This window comes from Dechloromonas sp. CZR5, from assembly GCF_008711155.1.
In the GTDB taxonomy this organism is placed as follows: Bacteria; Pseudomonadota; Gammaproteobacteria; order Burkholderiales; family Rhodocyclaceae; genus Azonexus.
This window is the reverse complement of sequence record NZ_VUYQ01000008.1, coordinates 50,925-71,943: the sequence shown is the minus strand read 5'-3', so window position 1 is coordinate 71,943 and position 21,019 is coordinate 50,925. Positions and strand designations below refer to the sequence as shown.

The window sequence follows — 21,019 nt, the reverse complement described above, 5'->3', positions numbered from 1 at the left end:
AAAACCATGGAACGAGACCACACCGAAATCGCCTTCCGTCGCGAGCTGGCGAATGCCGTCCGCTTCCTCGCCATCGACGCCGTCGAGAAAGCCAAGTCCGGCCACCCTGGCGCCCCGATGGGGATGGCCGACATTGCCGAAGTGCTCTGGCGTGACCACCTCAAGCACAACCCGACGAATCCGAAATGGCCGGACCGCGACCGTTTCGTCCTCTCCAACGGCCATGGTTCGATGTTGCTCTACGCGCTGCTCCACCTGACTGGCTACGACCTGCCGCTGGAACAACTCCAGAACTTCCGCCAGCTCGGCAGCAAGACGGCAGGGCATCCGGAAGTCGGCCATACGCCGGGCGTCGAGACGACCACCGGGCCGCTCGGCCAGGGCCTGACCAACGCCGTCGGCATGGCACTGGCCGAGAAGCTGCTGGCCGAGCGCTACAACCAGCCGGAATGCAGCATCGTCGATCACCGTACCTGGGTCTTCCTCGGCGACGGCTGCCTGATGGAAGGTATCAGCCACGAAGCCTGCTCGCTGGCCGGGGTCTGGGGGCTGGACAAGCTGGTCGCCTTCTACGACGACAACGGGATTTCCATCGACGGCCATGTCGAAGGCTGGTTCCGCGACGACACGCCGGCCCGTTTCCGCGCCTACGGCTGGCACGTTGTCGGTCCGGTTGACGGGCACGACGCAGCCGCAGTCGCCACGGCCATCGCTGAGGCGCGTGTTGCCGGCAAGCCGACGCTGATCGTTTGCCGTACACAGATCGGCTGGGGCTCGCCCAACAAGGTGGGCAGCCACGATGTGCACGGTGCGCCGCTCGGCCCCGACGAAGTGGCCGCCACCCGCGCCGCCCTGAACTGGCCGCATGCGCCCTTCGACGTGCCCTCGGCGCTGCGCGAGGCCTGGGATGCCCGCCTGTCGGGCGCGGCCGCCGAAGCCGAGTGGCAGGTCCGCTTCGTTGCCTACCGCAAGCAATACCCTGAACTGGCGGCCGAATTCGAGCGCACCCAGGCCGGCGGCCTGCCGGAAAAATGGCCTGAAATCCGCAAGGCCCTGCTCGCCACGGCGGCTGCCAAGGAGGGCGCCATCGCCACCCGCAAGTCGTCGCAGAACAGCCTCGACTATCTGGTCGACCGCGTCCCGGAACTGCTGGGCGGTTCGGCCGACCTGACCGGCTCCAACCTGACCGCCGGCAAGGGCAGCCGCGCCTTGCACGCGACGGCCGAGGGCGAGGTGCCCAACTACATTTCCTACGGCGTGCGGGAATTCGGCATGACGGCGATCATGAACGGCGTCGCGCTGCACGGCGGGCTGATTCCCTACGGCGGCACCTTTGCCGTGTTCTCCGACTACGCCCGCAACGCCATCCGGATGAGCGCGCTGATGAAGCAGCGCGTCGTCCATGTCCTGACCCACGATTCCATCGGCCTCGGCGAGGACGGGCCGACCCACCAGCCGATCGAACATGCGGCGAGCCTGCGCGTCATTCCCGGACTTGATGTCTGGCGCCCCTGCGATGAGCTGGAAACGGCCATCGCGTGGAGCGACGCGCTGGAACGCCGTGACGGACCTTCCGCCCTGCTCTTGTCGCGCCAGAACCTCCCTCAGTATGGTGGCGAAGCCAGCCGGGCGGAAGGTGCCAGCCGGGGCGGCTACATCTTGTCGGAGTCCGATGGTCCCGCGCAGGCAGTAATCATCGCCACCGGCTCGGAAGTGTCGCTGGCCATGCAGGCCCAGGCCGCGCTCAAGGCCCAGGGTGTTCCGGTGCACGTGGTGTCCATGCCCTGCACTCGGCGTTTCGACCGTCAGCCGGCGAGCTGGAAGAATGCCGTGCTGCCGCCCGATATCGCCCGTGTGGCGGTTGAGGCGGGGCAAACCGACATCTGGCGCAAATACGTCGGCCTGGATGGAGAAGTCCTTGGTATCGACGAGTTCGGAGAATCCGGCCCGGCCCCCGCCCTGTATCAGCACTTCGGCCTGACCGCTGCGAACCTAGTGCAGACGGTGTTGCGCGCCGTCGTTCGTGCCGGCGGTGCCGATGGCGACTTCTAGACGCTGACCTGAGTCCCCGCCCGGTTCGCCGGGCTCCGAATCCTCAAGCTCTCGCACCCGACTTCCGGGTGTGCGGGGGCGGCTTTGCCCAGAATTCACATCATCAAGGAGACACACCATGCCCATTCGGGTTGCCATCAACGGCTTCGGCCGCATCGGACGCATGGCCTTCCGGGCCATCGCCGAACAGGCGGAATTCGCCGATCTCGAAGTGGTCGCCATCAACGACCTGCTCGAACCGGACTACCTCGCTTACATGCTCAAGCACGACTCGGTGCACGGCAAGTTTGCCGGCGACATCGTGGTCGACGGCAACAAGCTGATCGTCAACGGCCGCAGCATCCGCCTCAGCGCGGTCAAGAATCCGGCCGAGCTGAACTGGGGCGGCGTTCGCGCCGATGTGGTCATCGAGGCAACCGGCCTGTTTCTCACCGATCAGAGCTGCCGCCAGCACCTCGAGGCCGGTGCGCAGAAGGTGGTGCAGTCGGCGCCGGCCAAGGACGAGACGCCGATGTTCGTCTATGGCGTCAATCACGAACGCTATGCCGGCGAAGCCATCGTCTCGGCGGCCTCGTGCACGACCAATGGCCTGGCCCCGGTAGCCAAGGTGTTGCATGAAAAATTCGGCATCAAGCGCGGCTTGATGAGCACCGTGCATGCAGCCACCGCCACCCAGAAGACGGTGGACGGGCCATCCGGCAAGGATTGGCGTGGTGGGCGCGGCATCCTGGAAAACATCATCCCGTCCTCGACCGGTGCGGCCAAGGCGGTCGGCAAGGTGATCCCGGCGCTGAATAAAAAGCTGACCGGCATGGCCTTCCGCGTGCCGACCTCCGACGTCTCGGTGGTCGACCTCACCGTCGAGCTGGAGCGCGAAACCAGCTACGACGAAATCTGTTCGGCGATGCAGGCCGCCGCCGAATCCGGCCCGCTCAAGGGCGTGCTCGGCTATACCCGCGACAAGGTGGTATCGACCGATTTCCGCGGGTGCACGCAGCCCTCGGTCTTCGATGCCGAGGCCGGCATCGCGCTCGACGCCAGCTTCGTCAAGGTCGTCGCTTGGTACGACAACGAGTACGGCTACACCTGCAACCTGTTGCGGCTCGTCCGCCACGTCATGCACTGAAAGGAAACGTCATGGCCCTGATATCCCTACGCCAGTTGCTCGACCACGCCGCCGAGCACCGCTACGGCCTGCCCGCCTTCAACGTCAATAACATGGAGCAGATTCAGGCCATCATGCAGGCGGCCGAAGCCTGCGACAGCCCGGTCATCCTGCAGGCCTCGGCGGGAGCACGCAAATACGCCGGCGAGCCCTTCCTGCGCAAGCTGGTCGAAGCCGCCATCGAGCAATACCCGGACATTCCGGTTTGCCTGCACCAGGACCACGGCACCTCGCCGGCGGTCTGCCAGCAATCGATGCGCAGCGGCTTCTCCAGCGTGATGATGGACGGCTCGCTGTGTCCCGATGGCAAGACGCCGAGCACCTATGCCTACAACGTTCTCGTTACGGCCAAGGTGGTCGAGATGGCCCACGCCATCGGCGTCTCGGTCGAGGGCGAGCTGGGCTGCCTCGGCTCGCTGGAAACCGGAGAAGCCGGTGAGGAAGACGGCATCGGCGCTGCCGGCAAGCTCGATCATTCGCAGATGCTGACCGACCCGGAGGAGGCCGCCGACTTCGTCGCCAAGACCGGCGTCGATGCCCTGGCCATCGCCATCGGGACCAGCCACGGCGCCTACAAGTTCACCCGCCCGCCGACCGGCGAAATCCTCGCCATCGACCGCATCAAGGCCATCCATGCCCGCATCCCCGACACCCATCTGGTCATGCACGGCTCAAGCAGCGTGCCGCAGGAGTGGCTGGCGGTCATCCGTCAGTACGGGGGCGCGATGAAGGAAACCTACGGTGTGCCGGTCGAGGAAATCGTCGAGGGCATCCGGCACGGTGTGCGCAAGGTCAATATCGATACCGACATCCGCCTGGCGATGACCGGGGCGATGCGCAAGGCGATGGCCGAGAAGCCCGATGAATTCGATCCGCGTGCTTTCCTGAAGGCCGCCGTGGCGGCCGCCCGTGACATCTGCCGCCAGCGCTTCGAGGCCTTCGGCAGTGCCGGTCAGGCCAGCCGCATCAAGCCGCTGCCACTGGAAAAAATGACCGCGCTGTACCGCTGATCCCCCCGTTTTCACTACTGCGGTAGTCTGCTTTTGGCCCCGAAGTCTGGGGCCGTTTTTTTGGAGCCCGCCATGAACCGCCTGCCCTACGTCATTGCACCGAGCATTCTGTCCGCCAATTTCGCCAAGCTGGGCGAGGAAGTGGCCAACGTCATTGCCTCTGGGGCCGACTGGATTCACTTTGACGTGATGGACAACCATTATGTTCCCAACTTGACCATCGGTCCTCTGGTTTGCGAAGCGATCCGCCCGTGCACCACGGCCCCGATCGACGTGCACCTGATGGTCAAGCCGGTCGACCGCATCATCCCCGATTTCATCAAGGCCGGCGCCAACATCATCACCTTCCACCCGGAAGCCTCGGACCACATCGACCGCAGCCTGTCGCTGATCCGCGAAGGCGGCTGCCAGGCCGGTCTGGTTTTCAACCCGGCCACGCCGCTCGACCATATGGACTACGTCATGGACAAGCTCGACATCGTGCTGCTGATGAGCGTGAACCCCGGCTTCGGCGGGCAGAAGTTCATCCCCGGTACGCTGGCCAAGGCCAGGCAGGCCCGTGCCAAGCTGGATGCCTACGAACAACAGACCGGCCGGCGTATCCGCCTGGAGATCGACGGTGGCGTGAACACCGCCAACATCGCCGAAATCGCCCGTGCCGGAGTCGATACCTTCGTTGCCGGGTCGGCCGTCTATGGGGCCGGCAAGGACAGCGACCCGCACCGCTACGATTCGATCATCGGCGCCCTGCGTGGCGAACTCGGGAAGGTCTAGTCCTTTCCCTTGCCCGGCACCCGCCGTCAGCCGAAGATCGATGTCATAATCCACCGCTCGGGTTCGTGCCCGACGGATTATTGTCAAACATTCTGAGGGTGCGTCGATGTCCTTGCTTTCCGGGCGGCTGAACAGTCGGGTTCTGGCACTGTTGATTGCGGTGGGAGCGGCCATTGCGGCCCTCCTGCATTTCTACGCTCCGGGTGGCGACGGTGGCGCAGCGGGGGGCGATGCCGGTCCCTTCGAGATCGCCGATGTCGCCAATCGCGATTTCGAGGGCGCGCCGTCGCTGGCCCTGAGCTTCACGCATCCGATGAGTGCCCGGGGCAGCTACGACGATCAGATTCAGGTCTTCGAAATGCCGCCGCGCGCGGCCGATGGCGTCAAGGCCAGCCGTAACGACGACGAGGATGAGTACGGCGAGGAACAGAGGCCGGGCATCGCCAATCCGCAGGTCAGCACTCAGGATGAGGACGTCAAGACCGACGGCGGCAAGCTGGTCAAGGGCGCCTGGGTCGTCGGCGACAATCCGCGCATCCTTTATTTTCCGCACATCAAGCCGCAAACCCGTTACGTGATCCGCGTGGCGGCGGGGCTGCCGGCGGCGTCCGGGCAGAAACTGTCGGCCGAGGGGCGCTATTCGATTCTGACCGCGACCGTATCGCCGGCCTATTACTTCCCGAGTCGCGGCATGGTCCTGCCGGCCAAACAGAACGGCGGGCTGCCGGTGATGACGGTCAATGTGCCGGAAGTCGACATCCAGTTCCTGCGCGTCAAGCCGGATCAGTTGCCGCGCTTCCTCGACAAGGTCATCAGCGGCCCGCGCAAGGCGCCGAACCGCCGCCAGAACGAGGATGACGACTACGCCTACGACGAGGAATACGACTGGCGCGCCACCGACCTCAAGGGGGCTATCAACAACTGGTCGCTCGACGCGATGCACAAGCTGACCGACAGCGTCTTCGTCGGGCGTTTCCTGACCGAGCAGAAACCCAACAAGCGCAACGTGACCTTCATCCCGGTCGAGGAAATCAAGGAACTGCGCGAGCCCGGCATCTACATCGCCGTGATGAGCCAGCCTAACCGCTTCCGCTACGACTATCAGGTCACCTATTTCTACGTCAGTGATCTCGGCCTTGCCACCCGTCTGTTCGCCAAGGGGGCGGATACCTACGTCAGTTCGCTGACCAGCGGCAAGGCGGTGTCCGGCGTTGAAGTAGCGTGGATGGACGAGAACGCCAAGGTTGTCGCCCGCGCCGAAACCGACGGAAACGGTCGCGCCGCCTTTGCCGAGCGCCCGGCCACTGCCAAGGTCGTCGTTGCCCGCCAGGGGCAGCAGATTTCCATGATCACCCTCAAGGAGCCGGCGCTCGACCTCTCCGAATATGATGTCGCTGGTTTGCCTGGGCGCCCGGTACGCCTGTTCGCCTACTCCGGCCGCAATCTCTACCGGCCGGGCGAACAGTTCGATCTGTCGGTGCTTGCACGAGATGCCGATGGTCGGCCGGTCGCCGCCCAGCCGATTCAGGCCATCCTGCGCCGTCCCGACGGCAAGAGCCAGTTCACGGCTACCTGGCAGTCGGATGCCAAGTTGGGCGGCTACTACCAGAGCCGCATCGAGTTGCCGGTGGATGCCCCGACCGGTTTCTGGACGCTGGAACTGCGTGCCGACCCGGCCGACAAGCTGGCGACGACCAGCTATCGCTTCGGCGTCGAGGAATTCATGCCCGAGCGCATGAAGCTCGAGCTGTCGAGCAAGCAGGCGGCAGTGTCGCCGGACGACACTCTGAACATCGCGGTCAAGGGCGCCTATCTCTACGGTGCGCCGGCCGCTGGTAACCAGTTGCTCGGCGTGGCCGTCTTCGAGCGCCAGAAGAATCCGCTTGCCCAGAAACTGCCTGGTTTCGAGTTCGGCGATACCAACGAGGACAGCCAGCGCGAGCGCATCGAACTGGAGCAGAACGTCCTCGACGAGAACGGCGACCTGAGTCTTGACGTCGACCTGTCGCCGGCCAAGGGCAAGCGCTCATCCTATACCGTGCGCACGACATTGAGCTTGCTGGAGACCGGTGGCCGCCCGGTGGTCCGCAATTTCGAACGGGTGATCTGGCCGGCACCGGTGCTGGTTGGTGTGCGGCCATTGTTCACCGGCGACTACGCCCGCGAAGGCAGCGTCGCGCAGTTCGAGGTCATTCGTGCCAACGCCGATGGCAAGCTGCTCGCCGGCAAGGCGCTGCCGGTCCGCCTGTTCCGCGAGAACCGCGACTATTACTGGCGCTTCGATGACCAGCGTGGCTGGCACAGCGGTTTCACCGAAACCGACGAGCTGGTCGATACCGGCAGCGTCAGCATTGCCGACGGCGGGCGTGGCAAGCTCGGCCTGCCGGTCAAGTATGGCCGCTATCGGCTGGAGATCAGCGATCCGGAAACCCGGCAGGTCACCAAGCTTCGTTTCTACGCTGGCTGGAGCGCACGCGGTGATGAAACGCAGGGCGTCCGTCCGGACCGCGTCGCGTTGAAATTCGACAAACCGGCCTACAAGGATGGCGAGACCGCCAAACTGACCATCACCCCACCGCATGCCGGCGAGGCTCTGGTCACCGTCGAGGGCGACAAGACCCTGTGGCTGAAGCGTATCTCTGTGCCTGCCGATGGCACGACGCTGGACATTCCGGTCGACAAGGACTGGAAGCGCCACGACCTGTATGTGTCAGTGGCGGTACTGCGTCCGGGCAACAGCGGCGAGAAGGTGACCCCGGCTCGCGCCCTCGGCCTGACGCATCTGCCGCTTGACCGTGGCGACCGCAAGCTGGCCGTCACGCTGGAAGCCCCGAAAAAAATGCTGCCGGAAACCAAGCTGAAGGTGAAGGTCAAGGCGCCGGCTGCGGCAGGCCAGAAAGCGATGGTGACGCTGTCGGCGGTCGATGTCGGTATCCTCAATATCACCCGCTTCGCGACGCCCGACCCGCACGGCCACTTCTTCGGCAAGCAGCGCTACGGTGCCGACCAGTACGATGTCTATGGCCGCTTGATCGAGAAAATGGCCGGCCAGAAGGGCAAGCTGAAGTTCGGCGGCGATGCCGCGCCCAAGGCAACCAAGAGCCTGCCCAAGAAAGTCCGGCTGGTCGATCTGTTCTCGGGGCCGGTTGAGTTGAATGCCCAGGGCGAGGCCGAGGTGGCGCTCGACGTGCCCGACTTCAACGGCACGCTGCGCCTGATGACGGTGGTCGCGGCGCCCGACAAGTTCGGCAATGCCGAGGCGGAAACCGTGGTGGCCGCGCCCTTGGTCGCCGAACTGATGACGCCGCGTTTCCTGACCGTCGGCGACAACGCGACCGTCGCGCTCGACCTGCACAACCTGTCGGGCGAGGCACAGAAGCTCAAGGTTCGCGTTATCAACGGTGACGGACTGAAGGTGGCGAATGCCGAGCGCGAACTGGAGCTGAAAGACCAGCAGAAGCAGACCTTGCGCTTCGCCGTCGAGGCGGGCAGCGCCTTTGGCCTGACCGATGTGCGCGTGGCCGTGAGCAGCGCCAGCGGCCTCAAGCTGGAACGCAGCTTTGGCCTGCAGGTCCAGGCAGCGACCCCGCAACAGCAGGTGATGAAGCTGCTGGCGGTCGGGCCCGGTGAGAGCATCGACATCAAGGAGGGCGAGCTGGGCGGATTCATCAAGAGCACCGTGCAGTCGCATCTGGTGATCTCCGACAAAGCGCCGATCGATGTGCGCGGCGCCATCCAGGGCTTGCTGACCTATCCCTACGGCTGCGCCGAGCAGACCACCTCCACGGCCTACCCGCACGTACTGGTCGATGAAGAGGGGGCCAAGCTGTTCGGGCTGAAGGCCTACAGCCGCGATCAGCGAGCCGACATGCTGGGCAAGGCGATTGCCCGCCTCGGCGCGATGCAGGCACCGAACGGCGGCTTCAGCCTGTGGGGCAACGTCTCCGAGTACCAGTACTGGCTGTCGGCCTACGTCGGCAACTTCCTGCTCGACGCCCGCGAACAGGGCTTCGATGTGCCGGAAGCAATGCACAAAAACGCCATGGAGTTCCTGCTCAAGAACCTGCAGGAAGGCGCTGCAGGCCTGCCGTCGGGGAAGGTGGTGTATCGCGAGAACGGCTGGCAGGACTATCGTTACGCCGGGGCTGGCCGTTTCGGTGTGCTGGCCTATGGCGGCTACGTGCTGGCACGCGAGTCGAAGGCGCCGCTGTCCACGCTGCGCCAGATGTTCGAGTTGCGCGAACAGGCCCACTCGGGGCTGGCACTGGTCCATCTCGGCCTGGCGCTCAAGCTGATGGGCGATGAAACCCGCGCCCAGACGGCGCTGGCCGAGGGGGTGAAGAAGAGCCGCGATACCGGCTACTGGTGGGGCGACTACGGCAGTCCGCTACGCGATGCGGCACTCTCCTATGCGCTGCTCGAACGCCACAAGCTGAAGGTCGATGGCAGGGACAACCTGGTCGCCATTGCGGCCGCGGAGCTGGGCAAGAACCGCTACACCAGCACGCAGGAAAAGCTCGCCCTGTTCCTGCTCGGTCGTAATTTCGCCGGCAAGACGGAGGGCGAATCGAGCTGGAGTGCCGAGTTTGCCGGCAAGGACAAGCCGGAAAGCATCACCGCGTCGGGCAATCTGGTTCGCCCGCTGACGGCGGCTGCCTTGCAGGGCGGCGTGCACTTCAAGAACACGCACAAGGAGAAGCTCTATCTGCAGCTGAGCCTGAGCGGCCACCCGGCGAAGATGCCGGCCAATCGCGATGACGCCATCGCCCTGTCGCGCGACTTGTTCGAAGCCGACGGCAAGCCGATGCGGCCGCGACCACTGCGTGTCGGCGAGTCGGTGATCGTACGCATCAACGTCAATGCGCGCAGCTGGGTGAATACCGGCATGGTGGTCGACAAGATTCCGGCCGGCCTGGAAATCGAGAATCTCAACATAGCGCAGGGCGAGGGCATCGCCAGCACGACCATCGACAAGGTCAATCCGGCCGAGGCCATGCAGGACCCGCGTATCCAGCACGTCGAGTTCCGCGATGACCGCTTTGTCGTCGCCGCCCGTCTGCAGGGCAAGTTGAGCCTGTTCTATCGGGCCCGGGTCGTGACGCCGGGCAAGTTCGTCTTCCCGCCGCTCTACGCCGAGGATATGTACCGTCCGGATGTCTATGGTCTGGCCACCGGCGAGGCGACGCTGACCGTCACCGACGGCAAGGAGGCCAAGGAGAAGGCGGCGCCGGCCTCGCCGCCCGCCAAGCCCTGATTGCCTCGTGGCGCCGGTTGGGAGATTCGCCCCCTGGTGCGGCAGGCTGAAACGCCTACCGCGCTGGGTGTGGTTCGTCCTCGCGGGGCTGGCCTTGCTGCTGGCGCTCGATCGGGCCTTTCCGCCGCAGGTGCCCGGTCGCGATGCGCCCAATGCGTTGCTCATCGTCGCCCGCGACGGCACGCCGCTGCGCGCCTTTCCCGACCGCGACCACGTCTGGCGGCATCCGGTGACGCTCGCCGAGGTATCGCCGCGCTACCTTGAAGCGCTGGAGCGCTACGAGGATCGCTGGTTCCGCTGGCATCCCGGCGTCAATCCGCTGGCACTGGCCCGTGCGGCGTGGCAGTGGGCGCGCCACGGCCATATCGTGTCCGGCGGGTCGACGCTGACCATGCAGGTGGCACGCATCCTCGAACCCATGCCCAAGAGCATGGTGGGCAAGCTCAAGCAGATCCTGCGAGCCCTGCAATTGGAGGCGCATTACTCCAAGGACGACATTCTCGGCATCTACGTCAATTACGCGCCGATGGGCGGCGTCCTCGAAGGTGTCGAGGCCGCTAGCCGGGCCTATCTGGGCAAGCCGGCACGGCGCCTGAGTCATGCCGATGCCGCGCTGCTCACCGTGCTGCCGCAGGCACCGTCCCGCCTGCGTCCGGACCGCCAGCCCGAGCGTGCCCGGCTGGCGCGGGACAAGGTGCTGCAACGGATGGCCGGGACGTGGTCGGATGCCGATATCCGGGATGCCCTGCAGGAGCCGGTTATTGCCCAGACGGTACGCGACCCGTTGTTGGCGCCGCTGCTGGCCGAGCGGCTACGCAAGGAGGCAGCCGGCCGCCAGCGTATCGATACGACCCTCGACGCCCAGGCCCAACAGACGGTCGAGCTGCTGCTGACGCATCGCCTCGGCGCCTTGCCGCCGCGCGTCTCGATGGCCGCCCTCGTGGTCGATAACGAGACGCTGGAGGTACGCGCCTACGCCGGTTCGGCCGATTTCGCCGACAGCGACCGCTTCGCCCATGTCGACATGGTGCGTGCCTCGCGTTCGCCGGGGTCGACGCTGAAGCCTTTCCTCTATGGGCTGGCGCTGGACGAAGGGCTGATCCATTCCGAGTCCTTGCTCGGTGACGTGCCGCAGTCTTTTGGCGGCTACCAGCCGGGCAATTTCCAGCAGAGTTTCCATGGGCCGGTCAGCGTCTCCGAAGCCTTGGTCAAGTCGCTCAACGTGCCGGCTGTCGAGGTGCTTGAGCGCCTCGATCCGAAGCGTTTCGTGGCGGCATTGCGGCGTGGCGGGCTGAAACTCGATTTTCCCAAGGGCGAGTCGCCCAACCTCTCGGTCATCCTCGGTGGTGCCGGCACTTCGCTGGAGCAACTGGTCGGTGCCTACACGGCGTTCGCCCGTCAGGGTGTTGCCGGCAAGCCACGCTACACGCCGGATGCACCCAGGGTTGAGCAGTGCATGCTGTCGGAGGGGGCTGCCTTCATCATCCGCGACATTCTCGAGTCGGGTGGTCCGGTCGGTCGGGCCGTGGAGGCAGGGAGCGGCATCCGGCGTGGGGTCGCGTGGAAGACCGGAACCAGCTTCGGTTTTCGCGATGCCTGGGCCATCGGCGTTTCCAACCGGCTGACGGTCGGCGTCTGGGTCGGCCGGCCGGATGGCACGCCCAACCCCGGTTTCTTCGGGGCCAACATCGCGGCCCCGCTGCTGGTCGATATCTTCAGCGCCCTTGATCAGCAACCGGCGGTTACCCGGCTGCCACCGGCTTCGGTCAGCCAGCAGAAAGTGTGCTGGCCACAGGGCGGGCGCTACGATCCGGCCGAAGACGGGCTGTGCCATCGACAGGCCTTGGCCTGGCTGCTCAACGACACGGCGCCACCGACCTTCCCGGATCGCCTGCGCAGCGGCGAGGTGCGATACAGCTATCAGGTCGATGCGGCGAGTGGCTTGCGCGTGACGCCAGCGTGCAGCGAGCAGCCGAAGCGGCAGGTCGATGCCGTGCGCTGGCCGGCGGCGCTCGAGCCCTGGCTGGGGGTGGAGCTGCGCCGCAAGGCCTTGCCGCCGGCCTGGCATCCGAAGTGCCAGCAGCAGGCGGAGCCGGAGGCCGGATTGCGTATTTCGGGGATTACGGACGGCGAAGTGATCCGGCGCGTGCGGAGCGATCAGGACCCGGTCATCCGGCTCGAAGTGCGTGGCCAAAGAGGGCAGGTGTACTGGCTGCTCAACGGCAAGCTGCTCGCCCACCGCCAGGCCAGTCTGCCCTTGATCCATCGGCTGAGCGAAACGGGGCGCATGGACGTGACGGTGATGGACGACCATGGTCGATTCGACAGGGTGAGCTTCAGCGTTCGTTAACGGTGCGATACGGCGCGCGCTATATACTCGCGGCTGACCTTGTGGACTACCGGATGACCGCCATGCATTTCCAATCCGTCACCTTCGACCTCGATGGGACCTTGCTCGACACTATTGCCGATCTGGCCGAAGGCTGCCGGCTGATGCTCGCCGAGGTCGGTGCCCCCGCGCGCAGCCAGGCCGAGGTGCACAGCTTTGTCGGCAAGGGCATGGCCGTCCTCGTCGAACGATGCCTGACTCACGGGCAAGCGCCGACCGCCGAGGCGCTGTATGCCGCCATCGAGTCGTTCAAGCGACACTACAGCGAGGTGAACGGTCGCCTCACGCAAATTTATCCGGGCGTTCAGGAAGGGCTGGAAGCATGGAAGGCGAGTGGTCTGAAAATGGGGGTCGTGACCAACAAGCCCGGCATGTTCACCGAAGCCCTGCTCGAACGCATGGGGATGACGGCGTATTTCGATGTGATCGTTTCCGGCGATACTACGGCCCATAAAAAGCCGCATCCGGAACCCATCCTGCATGCCTGCCGCCTGTTCGGCGTGCGCCCGGACCGCAACCTGCATATCGGCGATTCGGAAAACGACATTCTCTCCGCCCGCGCTGCCGGCTGCCCGACCTTCTGCGTGCCCTACGGCTACAACGAGGGCAAGCCGGTGGACAGTGCCGATTGCGATGCGCTAGTATCCGATCTGCTTGCCGCCTACCGGCAGGCGCTCACTTTCAAGACCTCCTGACGAAATGACCACCTTGCATCACTGGAACATCGAGCTTCGTTGGCGCCGCTGGCGTCCGTAATCACTCGCCCGTTCGGCGCCTGCCTCGCTTGCAGCGCGCACCCAGTTTGCAACACCCCGTCATTTTGAGGCTCCCCATGACTGAAACCGAATTCAACGCGCTGGCCGCGCAAGGCTACAACCGCATCCCCGTTTCGCTGGAGACGTTCGCCGATCTCGACACGCCGCTGTCGATCTACATGAAGCTGGCCAACGGTCCCTACACCTACCTGCTCGAATCCGTTCAGGGCGGCGAGCGCTTTGGCCGTTACTCCATCATCGGTCTGGCAGCCTCGACGCGCATCGTCGTCAATGGCCATCAGGTGCTGGTGCTGACCGGCAACCGCATTGCTGAGCGTGAGGACGACACCAATCCGCTCGATTTCATCGGCAAATACATGCAGCGCTTCCGCGCCCCGCCGGCGAGCGGCCTGCCGCGCTTCTGCGGCGGCCTGGTCGGTTGCTTCGGCTACGACACCGTGCGCTATGTCGAAACCCGCCTGACCCGTACTCACAAGCCGGACGAAATCGGCACGCCGGACATCGGCCTCTTGTTGTCCGAAGAACTCGCCGTGGTCGATAACCTGTCCGGCAAGCTGACCCTGATCGTCTATGCCGAGCCCGGCTTTCCCGGTGCTTACCAGAAGGCCCGCTCCCGCCTCAAGGAACTGCTGGCCAAGCTGCGCACGGCTGTCACCCTGCCCAGCGAGCAGCCGGTACATTCCGAACCGGCCGTGTCCACCTTCGGCGAAGCGGCATTCAAACAGGCCGTGCTCAAGGCCAAGGGCTACATCACCGAGGGCGACATCATGCAGGTCGTGTTGTCGCAGCGCATGACCAAGCCGTTCATGGCCAGCCCCCTGGCCCTGTACCGCACGCTGCGCAGCCTGAATCCGTCGCCCTACATGTTCTATTTCGACTTCGAGGACTACCACGTCGTCGGTGCCTCGCCGGAGATTCTGGTGCGACTCGAGGGGGAGCGCGTGACCGTGCGTCCCATCGCCGGCACCCGCAAGCGAGGTGCCTCGCCGGAAGAGGATGCCGCACTCGCCAGCGAATTGCTGGCCGATGAAAAGGAGCGTGCCGAGCACACCCAGCTGCTCGACCTCGGCCGCAACGATTGCGGACGAGTTGCCCGCGTCGGAACGGTCAAGCTGACCGAGAACATGATCGTCGAGCGCTATTCGCACGTGATGCACATCGTGTCCAACGTCGAAGGCAGGCTGCAGCCCGGGCTGAATGCCCTCGACGTGCTGCGCGCCACCTTCCCGGCCGGTACGGTCTCGGGCGCGCCCAAGGTCCGCGCGATGGAAATCATCGATGAGCTGGAGCCGGTCAAGCGCGGGATCTACGCTGGCTCGGTGGGTTACCTCAGCTTCAATGGCGACATGGACGTCGCCATTGCCATCCGCACCGGCGTGATCAAGGACAAGAAGCTCCATGTCCAGGCCGGTGCCGGCATCGTCGCCGATTCGAATCCCGAATCGGAATGGCAGGAAACCCAGAACAAAGCCCGTGCGGTGCTGCGCGCGGCAGAACTGGCGGAGCAGGGACTGGATACGCGCTTCAACTGAATCCCGCTTGTTGAACCGGAAAGCCGTCTGCGGGCGGCTTTTTTTGTTTGTGCTGCCGGCCAGGCGGCAGCTTCCTCCAGAGGGGAGGGCGCAGATGGCTTGGCGTTGTTCCGGTGCAGGCATGTGCGTATGATGGTCAAGGCCCGAAGCCGCAGGGGGCTTCGCTATTCTGGAGACAAACCAATGAAGCGCATCGTACTTGCCGCGGCCATCCTCGCCGCCTGCTCGGCGTCCGCCGTGGCGCAGGAATCACCGACCCTGAAGAAGATCAAGGATACCGGCAGCATGACGCTGGGGCACCGGGAGTCGTCGATCCCCTTTTCCTACTATGACGACAAGCAGCAGGTCATCGGCTACTCGCACGAACTGATGCTGAAGGTGGTTGAGGCCATCAGGAGCGAACTCAAGCTCGCCAGGCTCGATACCAGGCTGATGCCGGTTACTTCGGCCAATCGCATTACGCTGGTCCAGAACGGTACGATCGACATCGAGTGCGGCTCGACGACCAACAATACCGAGCGCCAGAAACAGGTGGCTTTCTCGACCTCGATTTTCGTCATCGGCACCAAGCTGATGACCAAGAAGACTTCCGGTATCAACGATTTTCCCGATCTGGCGGGCAAGAACGTGGTGACGACGGCTGGCACAACCTCCGAGCGCCTGATCCGCAAGATGAACGAAGACAAGCAGATGAAGATGAATGTCATCTCCGCCAAGGATCACGGAGAAGCCTTCCTGACGCTGGAGACGGGGCGCGCCGTTGCTTTCATGATGGACGATGCGCTGTTGTTCGGGGAGATGGCGAAAGCCAAGCGGGCATCCGACTGGGTGGTGGTCGGTACGCCCCAATCCAAGGAGGCTTATGGCTGCATGCTGCGCAAGGACGACGCGGGTTTCAAGAAGGTCGTCGATGCTGCGCTGAGCAAGGCCATGACCTCCGGCGAAGCGGAAAAAATCTACGCCAAATGGTTCTTGAACCCGATTCCACCCAAGGGGCTGAATCTGAACATGCCGCTCTCCGAGGACATGAAGATCCTGATGAAAGCACCTAACGACAAGGCTTTCGAGTAATTCCGGCAGCCGCCTGAGGCGCGTGGCGCCTTGGGTGCTCCCTGGGAGGCGGCACGATGAGTTATCAATGGAACTGGGGCGTTTTCCTGCAGCCATCGGCCGCCGGCGATGATACGTATCTGGGCTGGATGCTGGCCGGCCTGAAGATGACCGTGATGCTCTCTCTGTCGGCATGGCTGCTGGCCTTGCTGCTGGGGGCGCTGGTCGGGGTACTGCGAACCGTACCCAACAAGTGGTTGAGCGGTCTGGCAAGCGCCTATGTCGAGCTGTTCCGCAATATTCCGCTGCTCGTCCAGCTGTTCATCTGGTATTTCGTCCTGCCGGAACTCCTGCCCGAAGCCTGGGGCAATGCATTCAAGCAGTCGAATCCGGTGTTCCAGATGTTTTCGGCATCCGTCCTCTGTCTGGGCTTGTTTACCAGTGCCCGTGTCGCCGAGCAGGTGCGGGCCGGGATCAACTCGCTGCCGCGCGGCCAGAAAAATGCCGGATTGGCTCTCGGCTTCACGCTGGCCCAGACCTATCGTTACGTGATGCTGCCCATGGCTTTCCGGCTGGTCGTGCCGCCGCTGACCTCGGAGTTCCTCAATGTCTTCAAGAATTCGGCCGTCTGCTCGACCATCGGGCTGCTCGAACTGGCTGCCCAGGGGCGGCAGCTGGTCGACTACACTGCCCAGCCGTACGAGTCATTCATTGCCGTGACGCTGGCCTACATTGCGCTCAACCTGATCGTCATGGCCCTGATGAAGCGCCTCGAGGAAAGGGTGCGCGTGCCCGGCTACATGGGGGGCAAGTGACATGTACGAATTCGACTGGTCGTCGATTCCCGGTGCCTTGCCCTTCCTCTGGGAGGGTATGAAGATTTCGCTGGAGATCACGGCGAGCGCCGTGGTCGTCGGGATCGTCTGGGGAACCCTGCTGGCCATGATGCGGTTGTCCTCGATCAAGGCGCTCTCGCTCTTTGCCGCTGGCTATGTGAATCTGTTTCGCGCCGTACCGCTGGTCATGGTGTTGCTCTGGTTCTTCCTGGTTGTCCCGAAATTCATCGAGCAGTTGTTCAACATTCCGCCCGGTGCCGATCTGCGCCTGAGTTCGGCGATCATCGGCTTTGCGCTGTTCGAGTCAGCCTATTATTCGGAGATCATCCGGGCCGGTATCCAGAGCGTTCCCAAGGGGCAGATGGCAGCCTGTTCGGCGCTCGGCATGACCTACGGGCAAGCGATGCGTCTGGTCATCCTGCCGCAGGCATTCCGCAACATGGTGCCCTTGCTGCTCACCCAGGCCATCATCCTTTTTCAGGACACGTCGCTGGTGTACGTGTCGGCACTGGCTGACTTCTTTGGTGCCGCCTACAAGGTCGGGGATCGTGACGGGCGTCTGGTCGAACTGCTGTTGTTTGCCGGGGCGGTCTATTTCGTCATCTGCTTCAGCGTTTCGCAATGGGTCAGGCGTCTGCAGAAAAAATACCAGCCTGCCTGAACCAACCGGGAAAGACCTTCATGATCAAGATTGCAAATGTCAGCAAGCAATACGGCAGCTTCGAAGTCCTCAAGGAGTGCACCACTTCGGTGAGCAAGGGGGAGGTGGTCGTCGTGTGCGGTCCGTCCGGTTCGGGCAAGTCAACGCTGATCAAGTGTGTCAACGGGCTCGAGCCTTTCCAGTCCGGGGAAATCATTGTCGATGGCATCTCCGTAGGCGATCCCAAAACCCGCCTGTCGGCGTTGCGCGCCCGGGTCGGCATGGTGTTTCAGCATTTCGAGCTGTTTCCTCACATGAGCATTGTCGAGAATCTCACCGTGGCCCAGATCAAGGTGCTCAAACGCAGCAAGGAAGAGGCGATGGACAGGGGGCTCAGGCTGCTTGACCGGGTCGGTTTGCGGGCGCATGCCGGCAAGTTTCCCGGCCAGTTGTCCGGCGGGCAGCAGCAACGCGTGGCGATTGCCCGGGCATTGGCCATGGATCCGATCTGCATGCTTTTCGATGAGCCGACTTCGGCGCTGGACCCCGAAATGATCAACGAAGTGCTCGATGTCATGACCGAGCTTGCCCGGGAGGGCATGACCATGATGTGCGTGACGCATGAAATGGGCTTTGCCCGGCGCGTCGCGCATCGGGTGGTTTTCATGGATCAGGGGAGGATCGTCGAGGACGAGCCCAAGGACGAATTCTTTGCCCATCCCCGCTCGGAGCGGGCGCAGCAGTTTCTCGCCAAGATACTGCAGCACTGATCGGGATTCGCCGGTGCTCGCCGCTTTGGGGTGGCGGGCGTAAAAAAGCCGCTCACAGGGAGCGGCTGGTGCAGGGGCAGATCAGTCCGGCTTGTGCCAGGCCTCGTCGGCGGCGAGCGGCGGCGCCAATCGGGCCGAGTACGAGCGCACGGTGCCCGATTCGAAATAGATGCGGGCCAGGAGTTCGGATAGCACGCCGGTGGTGATGAAGTGCACACCGGCAATCAGCGTGCCGATGCCGACGATGAGCAGCGGGCGACCGCCGATCGGCTCGCCGAGCCCGAACTTGACCCAGCCCAGCCAGGCCAGTACCAGGCCGGAGATGGCCGTCAGCGCCAGGCCGATGCTGCCGAAGAAGTGGCCGGGGCGGGCGCGGAAGCGCATGAAGAAATAGACGGCGATCAGGTCGAGGATGACGCGGAAGGTGCGCGAGATGCCGTACTTGGAAACGCCGGCCGTGCGGGCGTGGTGCGTCGTCGGTTCCTCGGCGATGCGACGTGGGGTCGTCACCGTCGCCATCCAGGCCGGAATGAAACGGTGCATCTCGCCGTACAGGCGCACACGCTTGATGACGTCGCCGCGGTAGGCCTTCAGGCTGCACCCGTAGTCGCGCAATTTGACGCCGGTCATGCGGGCGATCAGGCGATTGGCGATCTTCGATGGAATCTTGCGCAGGAACAGGCCGTCCTGGCGGTTCTGGCGCCAGCCGGCGACGAGGTCGAGATCCTCGTTGAGCAGGCGGGCCACCATGCGCGGGATGTCGACCGGGTCGTTCTGCAGGTCGCCGTCCATGGTCACGATCACATCGCCGCGCGCCGCGTCGAGGCCGGCCTGCATGGCGGCCGTCTGCTTGAAGTTGCGGGTTAGTTCGACGACACGGACGTGCGGGCCGTATTCACGGGCGCACTGCAGGCCGCGATCCACCGTCGCATCGCTGCTGCCGTCATCGACCAGTACCAGTTCCCAGGGGTGCTGGTAGCCGGCCAGTGCCTCGTGCACCCGCTTGACCAGCGGCGCGATGTTGTCTTCCTCGTTGTAGAACGGGACGACGATGGACAGGCTGTGCGGAGGAATCGAAAGGGCGGCAGTCATGGGCAGGTCCGGCGGGAAAGCCGGCATTTTAACCTGAACGGGTTCTTCAGCCATGATTCGGACGCCACGGGGCGGTGTCGAAGGCGTCGAATCCCGGTGCATAAGGTAGAATCCAAGGCTTACAAAACAGGCAAGGAATCAACAGCATGCTGCTGATGATCGAAAATCGGCATCGAGGTTTTTTGTGATCCGTTAGTGTCCGAAATGCAGCAGATAAGCCCATGTTTAATGGGCTTATCTGTTTTTTAGTGTCCGATTTTGTTCATTGTTATCCGAAGAAATTGCGGGTATCGTTGCGGGTATCAAGAGCGCTCGTAAGTATTACAGGTTCGATACCCGCACCCATGCCGCTGACCGATACCAAAATCCGCAACACGAAGCCTGCAGAAAAGCCAATCAAGCTAACTGACGGTGGTGGGCTTTACTTGGAAGTGCGGCCGACCGGAACCAAGCTGTGGCGCTACCGCTACCGCATCGCGGGAAAAGAAAACATCTTTTCTATCGGGGAATATCCGACCGTCAGCCTGGCTGATGCACGTAGTATCAGGGTAGATGCACGGGAGCTGGTGAAACGCGGTATTCATCCGGTGCACGAACGCAATACCAGCAAAGCAGCACAAATCTCCGACAACGCGAATACCTTCAAAGCCGTTGCGCTGGAATGGATTGAGCAACGTAAGGCGAAATGGACTCCGTACTATTTCCGGCAAATAGACAGATTTTTGAACGCAGACGTTTTTCCTCACATTGGTAGCCTGCCAATCCGGCAAGTGACGTCGGCAGATCTATTGTCGATTATCAAACGCGTTGAGAAACGGGGAGCGGAAACAGTTGCAATCATGGTTCGCCAATGGTGCAGCGCTATCTTTCGTTATGCAGCGGCTACCTTGCGAACGGATGTTGATCCAGCTGCGGCCTTGAAGGGAGCAATTCATCGTCCTAAGGTTGAGCATCGCAAACCTTTGACTCGCGACCAGATAGCCGACTTCACAGCGGCATTGGAAGGCTACGCAGGGTATCGGACTACTGTTATTGCTCTTCGTTTATTGCTGCTGACCTTCGTTCGTACTGTGGAGCTGCGGGCGGCACATTGGAGAGAAATTGATCTTGATCGGGCTGAATGGCGCATTCCCGCAGAGCGAATGAAAATGCGGGAGCAGCATATTGTTCCGTTGTCACGACAAGCCGTCGAACTGTTGCGGGAGCTTCACACCCATACCGGCGGGCGCGAGATGTTGTTCCCTAACTACAGGAATCCCAAAACCTGCATGACAGCAACGACCCTGAATAGGGCGCTGGAACGCATGGGCTTCAATGGCAAAGATAGCATTGGTTTCTCGGCACATGGCTTCCGTGCAACGGCTTCGACCATCCTGAATGAAATCGGCTTTCGGCCTGACGTGATAGAGCGGCAGCTAGCCCATGCTGAGCGCAACAAGGTAAGAGCCAGCTACAATCAGGCCGAATATCTGGAAGAGCGGCGGTCAATGATGCAGCAATGGGCAGACCTCATTGACGAAATGGCGAATCGCAACAGCAAGGTGACGCCAATTAAGCGAGGCGCGATACCAAGGTGAACTGCCAGGGGTCTTGGTCAGCGCTTTTCCCGAAACCTTAACAGCGAGAAGACTTAGTGCCAGACTTGGAGAGCTCATTTTTTTATCCCTCGAACCTCTTCA

The 21,019-nt window shown here is 63.3% G+C and carries 14 protein-coding genes; 13 read left to right on the top strand and 1 reads right to left on the bottom strand.

What is annotated here, in order from left to right; genetic code table 11:
- The first annotated feature begins 6 nt into the window (after positions 1-6).
- The 12 genes from tkt (at position 7) to F1002_RS17680 (ending at position 18,248) form a co-directional block, all read left to right on the top strand.
- Positions 7-2,052, top strand: coding sequence for a transketolase (gene tkt / locus F1002_RS17735; protein WP_150430378.1), 2,046 nt, complete (start codon positions 7-9; stop codon positions 2,050-2,052).
- A gap of 118 nt (positions 2,053-2,170) precedes the next feature.
- Entirely contained in the window at positions 2,171-3,178 is a 1,008-nt protein-coding gene (gap, locus tag F1002_RS17730) for a type I glyceraldehyde-3-phosphate dehydrogenase (protein ID WP_150430377.1), read from the top strand.
- A gap of 11 nt (positions 3,179-3,189) precedes the next feature.
- The gene (gene fba, locus F1002_RS17725; protein WP_150430376.1) at positions 3,190-4,227 is read left to right on the top strand and encodes a class II fructose-bisphosphate aldolase; all 1,038 of its coding nucleotides are present in this window, start codon (positions 3,190-3,192) and stop codon (positions 4,225-4,227) included.
- A gap of 72 nt (positions 4,228-4,299) precedes the next feature.
- The gene (rpe, locus tag F1002_RS17720; protein ID WP_150430375.1) at positions 4,300-5,001 is read left to right on the top strand and encodes a ribulose-phosphate 3-epimerase; all 702 of its coding nucleotides are present in this window, start codon (positions 4,300-4,302) and stop codon (positions 4,999-5,001) included.
- Between the two features lie 106 nt (positions 5,002-5,107).
- Complete coding sequence (locus tag F1002_RS17715; RefSeq protein WP_150430374.1) at positions 5,108-10,255, top strand: alpha-2-macroglobulin; 5,148 nt, start codon at positions 5,108-5,110, stop codon at positions 10,253-10,255.
- Between the two features lie 67 nt (positions 10,256-10,322).
- Complete coding sequence (pbpC, locus tag F1002_RS17710) at positions 10,323-12,605, top strand: penicillin-binding protein 1C (protein WP_223879662.1); 2,283 nt, start codon at positions 10,323-10,325, stop codon at positions 12,603-12,605.
- A 62-nt stretch (positions 12,606-12,667) separates the two neighbouring features.
- Positions 12,668-13,339 carry a phosphoglycolate phosphatase gene (locus F1002_RS17705; RefSeq protein ID WP_150430373.1) on the top strand — a complete coding sequence of 224 codons (672 nt, stop codon included), beginning with the start codon at positions 12,668-12,670 and terminating at the stop codon, positions 13,337-13,339.
- A 137-nt stretch (positions 13,340-13,476) separates the two neighbouring features.
- Positions 13,477-14,952, top strand: a complete 1,476-nt coding sequence (trpE, locus tag F1002_RS17700) for an anthranilate synthase component I (RefSeq protein ID WP_150430372.1) — start codon at positions 13,477-13,479, stop codon at positions 14,950-14,952.
- Between the two features lie 183 nt (positions 14,953-15,135).
- A complete protein-coding gene (locus tag F1002_RS17695; RefSeq protein WP_150430371.1) occupies positions 15,136-16,023 on the top strand; it encodes a glutamate/aspartate ABC transporter substrate-binding protein in 888 nt (295 codons plus the stop codon).
- A gap of 56 nt (positions 16,024-16,079) precedes the next feature.
- Positions 16,080-16,817 (top strand): amino acid ABC transporter permease, encoded by a 738-nt coding sequence (locus F1002_RS17690; protein WP_150430370.1) that lies wholly within the window; start codon positions 16,080-16,082, stop codon positions 16,815-16,817.
- Position 16,818: 1 nt separating this feature from the next.
- A complete protein-coding gene (gene gltK, locus F1002_RS17685; protein ID WP_150430369.1) occupies positions 16,819-17,499 on the top strand; it encodes a glutamate/aspartate ABC transporter permease GltK in 681 nt (226 codons plus the stop codon).
- A 20-nt stretch (positions 17,500-17,519) separates the two neighbouring features.
- Complete coding sequence (locus tag F1002_RS17680) at positions 17,520-18,248, top strand: amino acid ABC transporter ATP-binding protein (protein WP_150430368.1); 729 nt, start codon at positions 17,520-17,522, stop codon at positions 18,246-18,248.
- Positions 18,249-18,329: 81 nt separating this feature from the next.
- Here the strand turns inward: F1002_RS17680 and F1002_RS17675 are convergent, their stop codons facing one another.
- Positions 18,330-19,394 carry a glycosyltransferase family 2 protein gene (locus tag F1002_RS17675; protein ID WP_223879661.1) on the bottom strand — a complete coding sequence of 355 codons (1,065 nt, stop codon included), beginning with the start codon at positions 19,392-19,394 and terminating at the stop codon, positions 18,330-18,332.
- A gap of 167 nt (positions 19,395-19,561) precedes the next feature.
- Between F1002_RS17675 and F1002_RS17670 the strand changes: the two genes are divergently transcribed.
- The gene (locus F1002_RS17670) at positions 19,562-20,917 is read left to right on the top strand and encodes an integrase arm-type DNA-binding domain-containing protein (RefSeq protein WP_223879660.1); all 1,356 of its coding nucleotides are present in this window, start codon (positions 19,562-19,564) and stop codon (positions 20,915-20,917) included.
- Positions 20,918-21,019: the final 102 nt, after the last annotated feature.

Bases quoted from the DNA above. Each gene is read 5' to 3' on its own strand.
- tkt (WP_150430378.1), top strand. From the start codon at position 7: ATGGAACGAGACCACACCGAAATCGCCTTCCGTCGCGAGCTGGCGAAT.
- gap (WP_150430377.1), top strand. From the start codon at position 2,171: ATGCCCATTCGGGTTGCCATCAACGGCTTCGGCCGCATCGGACGCATG.
- fba (WP_150430376.1), top strand. From the start codon at position 3,190: ATGGCCCTGATATCCCTACGCCAGTTGCTCGACCACGCCGCCGAGCAC.
- rpe (WP_150430375.1), top strand. From the start codon at position 4,300: ATGAACCGCCTGCCCTACGTCATTGCACCGAGCATTCTGTCCGCCAAT.
- F1002_RS17715 (WP_150430374.1), top strand. From the start codon at position 5,108: ATGTCCTTGCTTTCCGGGCGGCTGAACAGTCGGGTTCTGGCACTGTTG.
- F1002_RS17705 (WP_150430373.1), top strand. From the start codon at position 12,668: ATGCATTTCCAATCCGTCACCTTCGACCTCGATGGGACCTTGCTCGAC.
- trpE (WP_150430372.1), top strand. From the start codon at position 13,477: ATGACTGAAACCGAATTCAACGCGCTGGCCGCGCAAGGCTACAACCGC.
- F1002_RS17695 (WP_150430371.1), top strand. From the start codon at position 15,136: ATGAAGCGCATCGTACTTGCCGCGGCCATCCTCGCCGCCTGCTCGGCG.
- F1002_RS17690 (WP_150430370.1), top strand. From the start codon at position 16,080: ATGAGTTATCAATGGAACTGGGGCGTTTTCCTGCAGCCATCGGCCGCC.
- gltK (WP_150430369.1), top strand. From the start codon at position 16,819: ATGTACGAATTCGACTGGTCGTCGATTCCCGGTGCCTTGCCCTTCCTC.
- F1002_RS17680 (WP_150430368.1), top strand. From the start codon at position 17,520: ATGATCAAGATTGCAAATGTCAGCAAGCAATACGGCAGCTTCGAAGTC.
- F1002_RS17675 (WP_223879661.1), bottom strand. From the start codon at position 19,394: ATGGCTGAAGAACCCGTTCAGGTTAAAATGCCGGCTTTCCCGCCGGAC.
- F1002_RS17670 (WP_223879660.1), top strand. From the start codon at position 19,562: ATGTTTAATGGGCTTATCTGTTTTTTAGTGTCCGATTTTGTTCATTGT.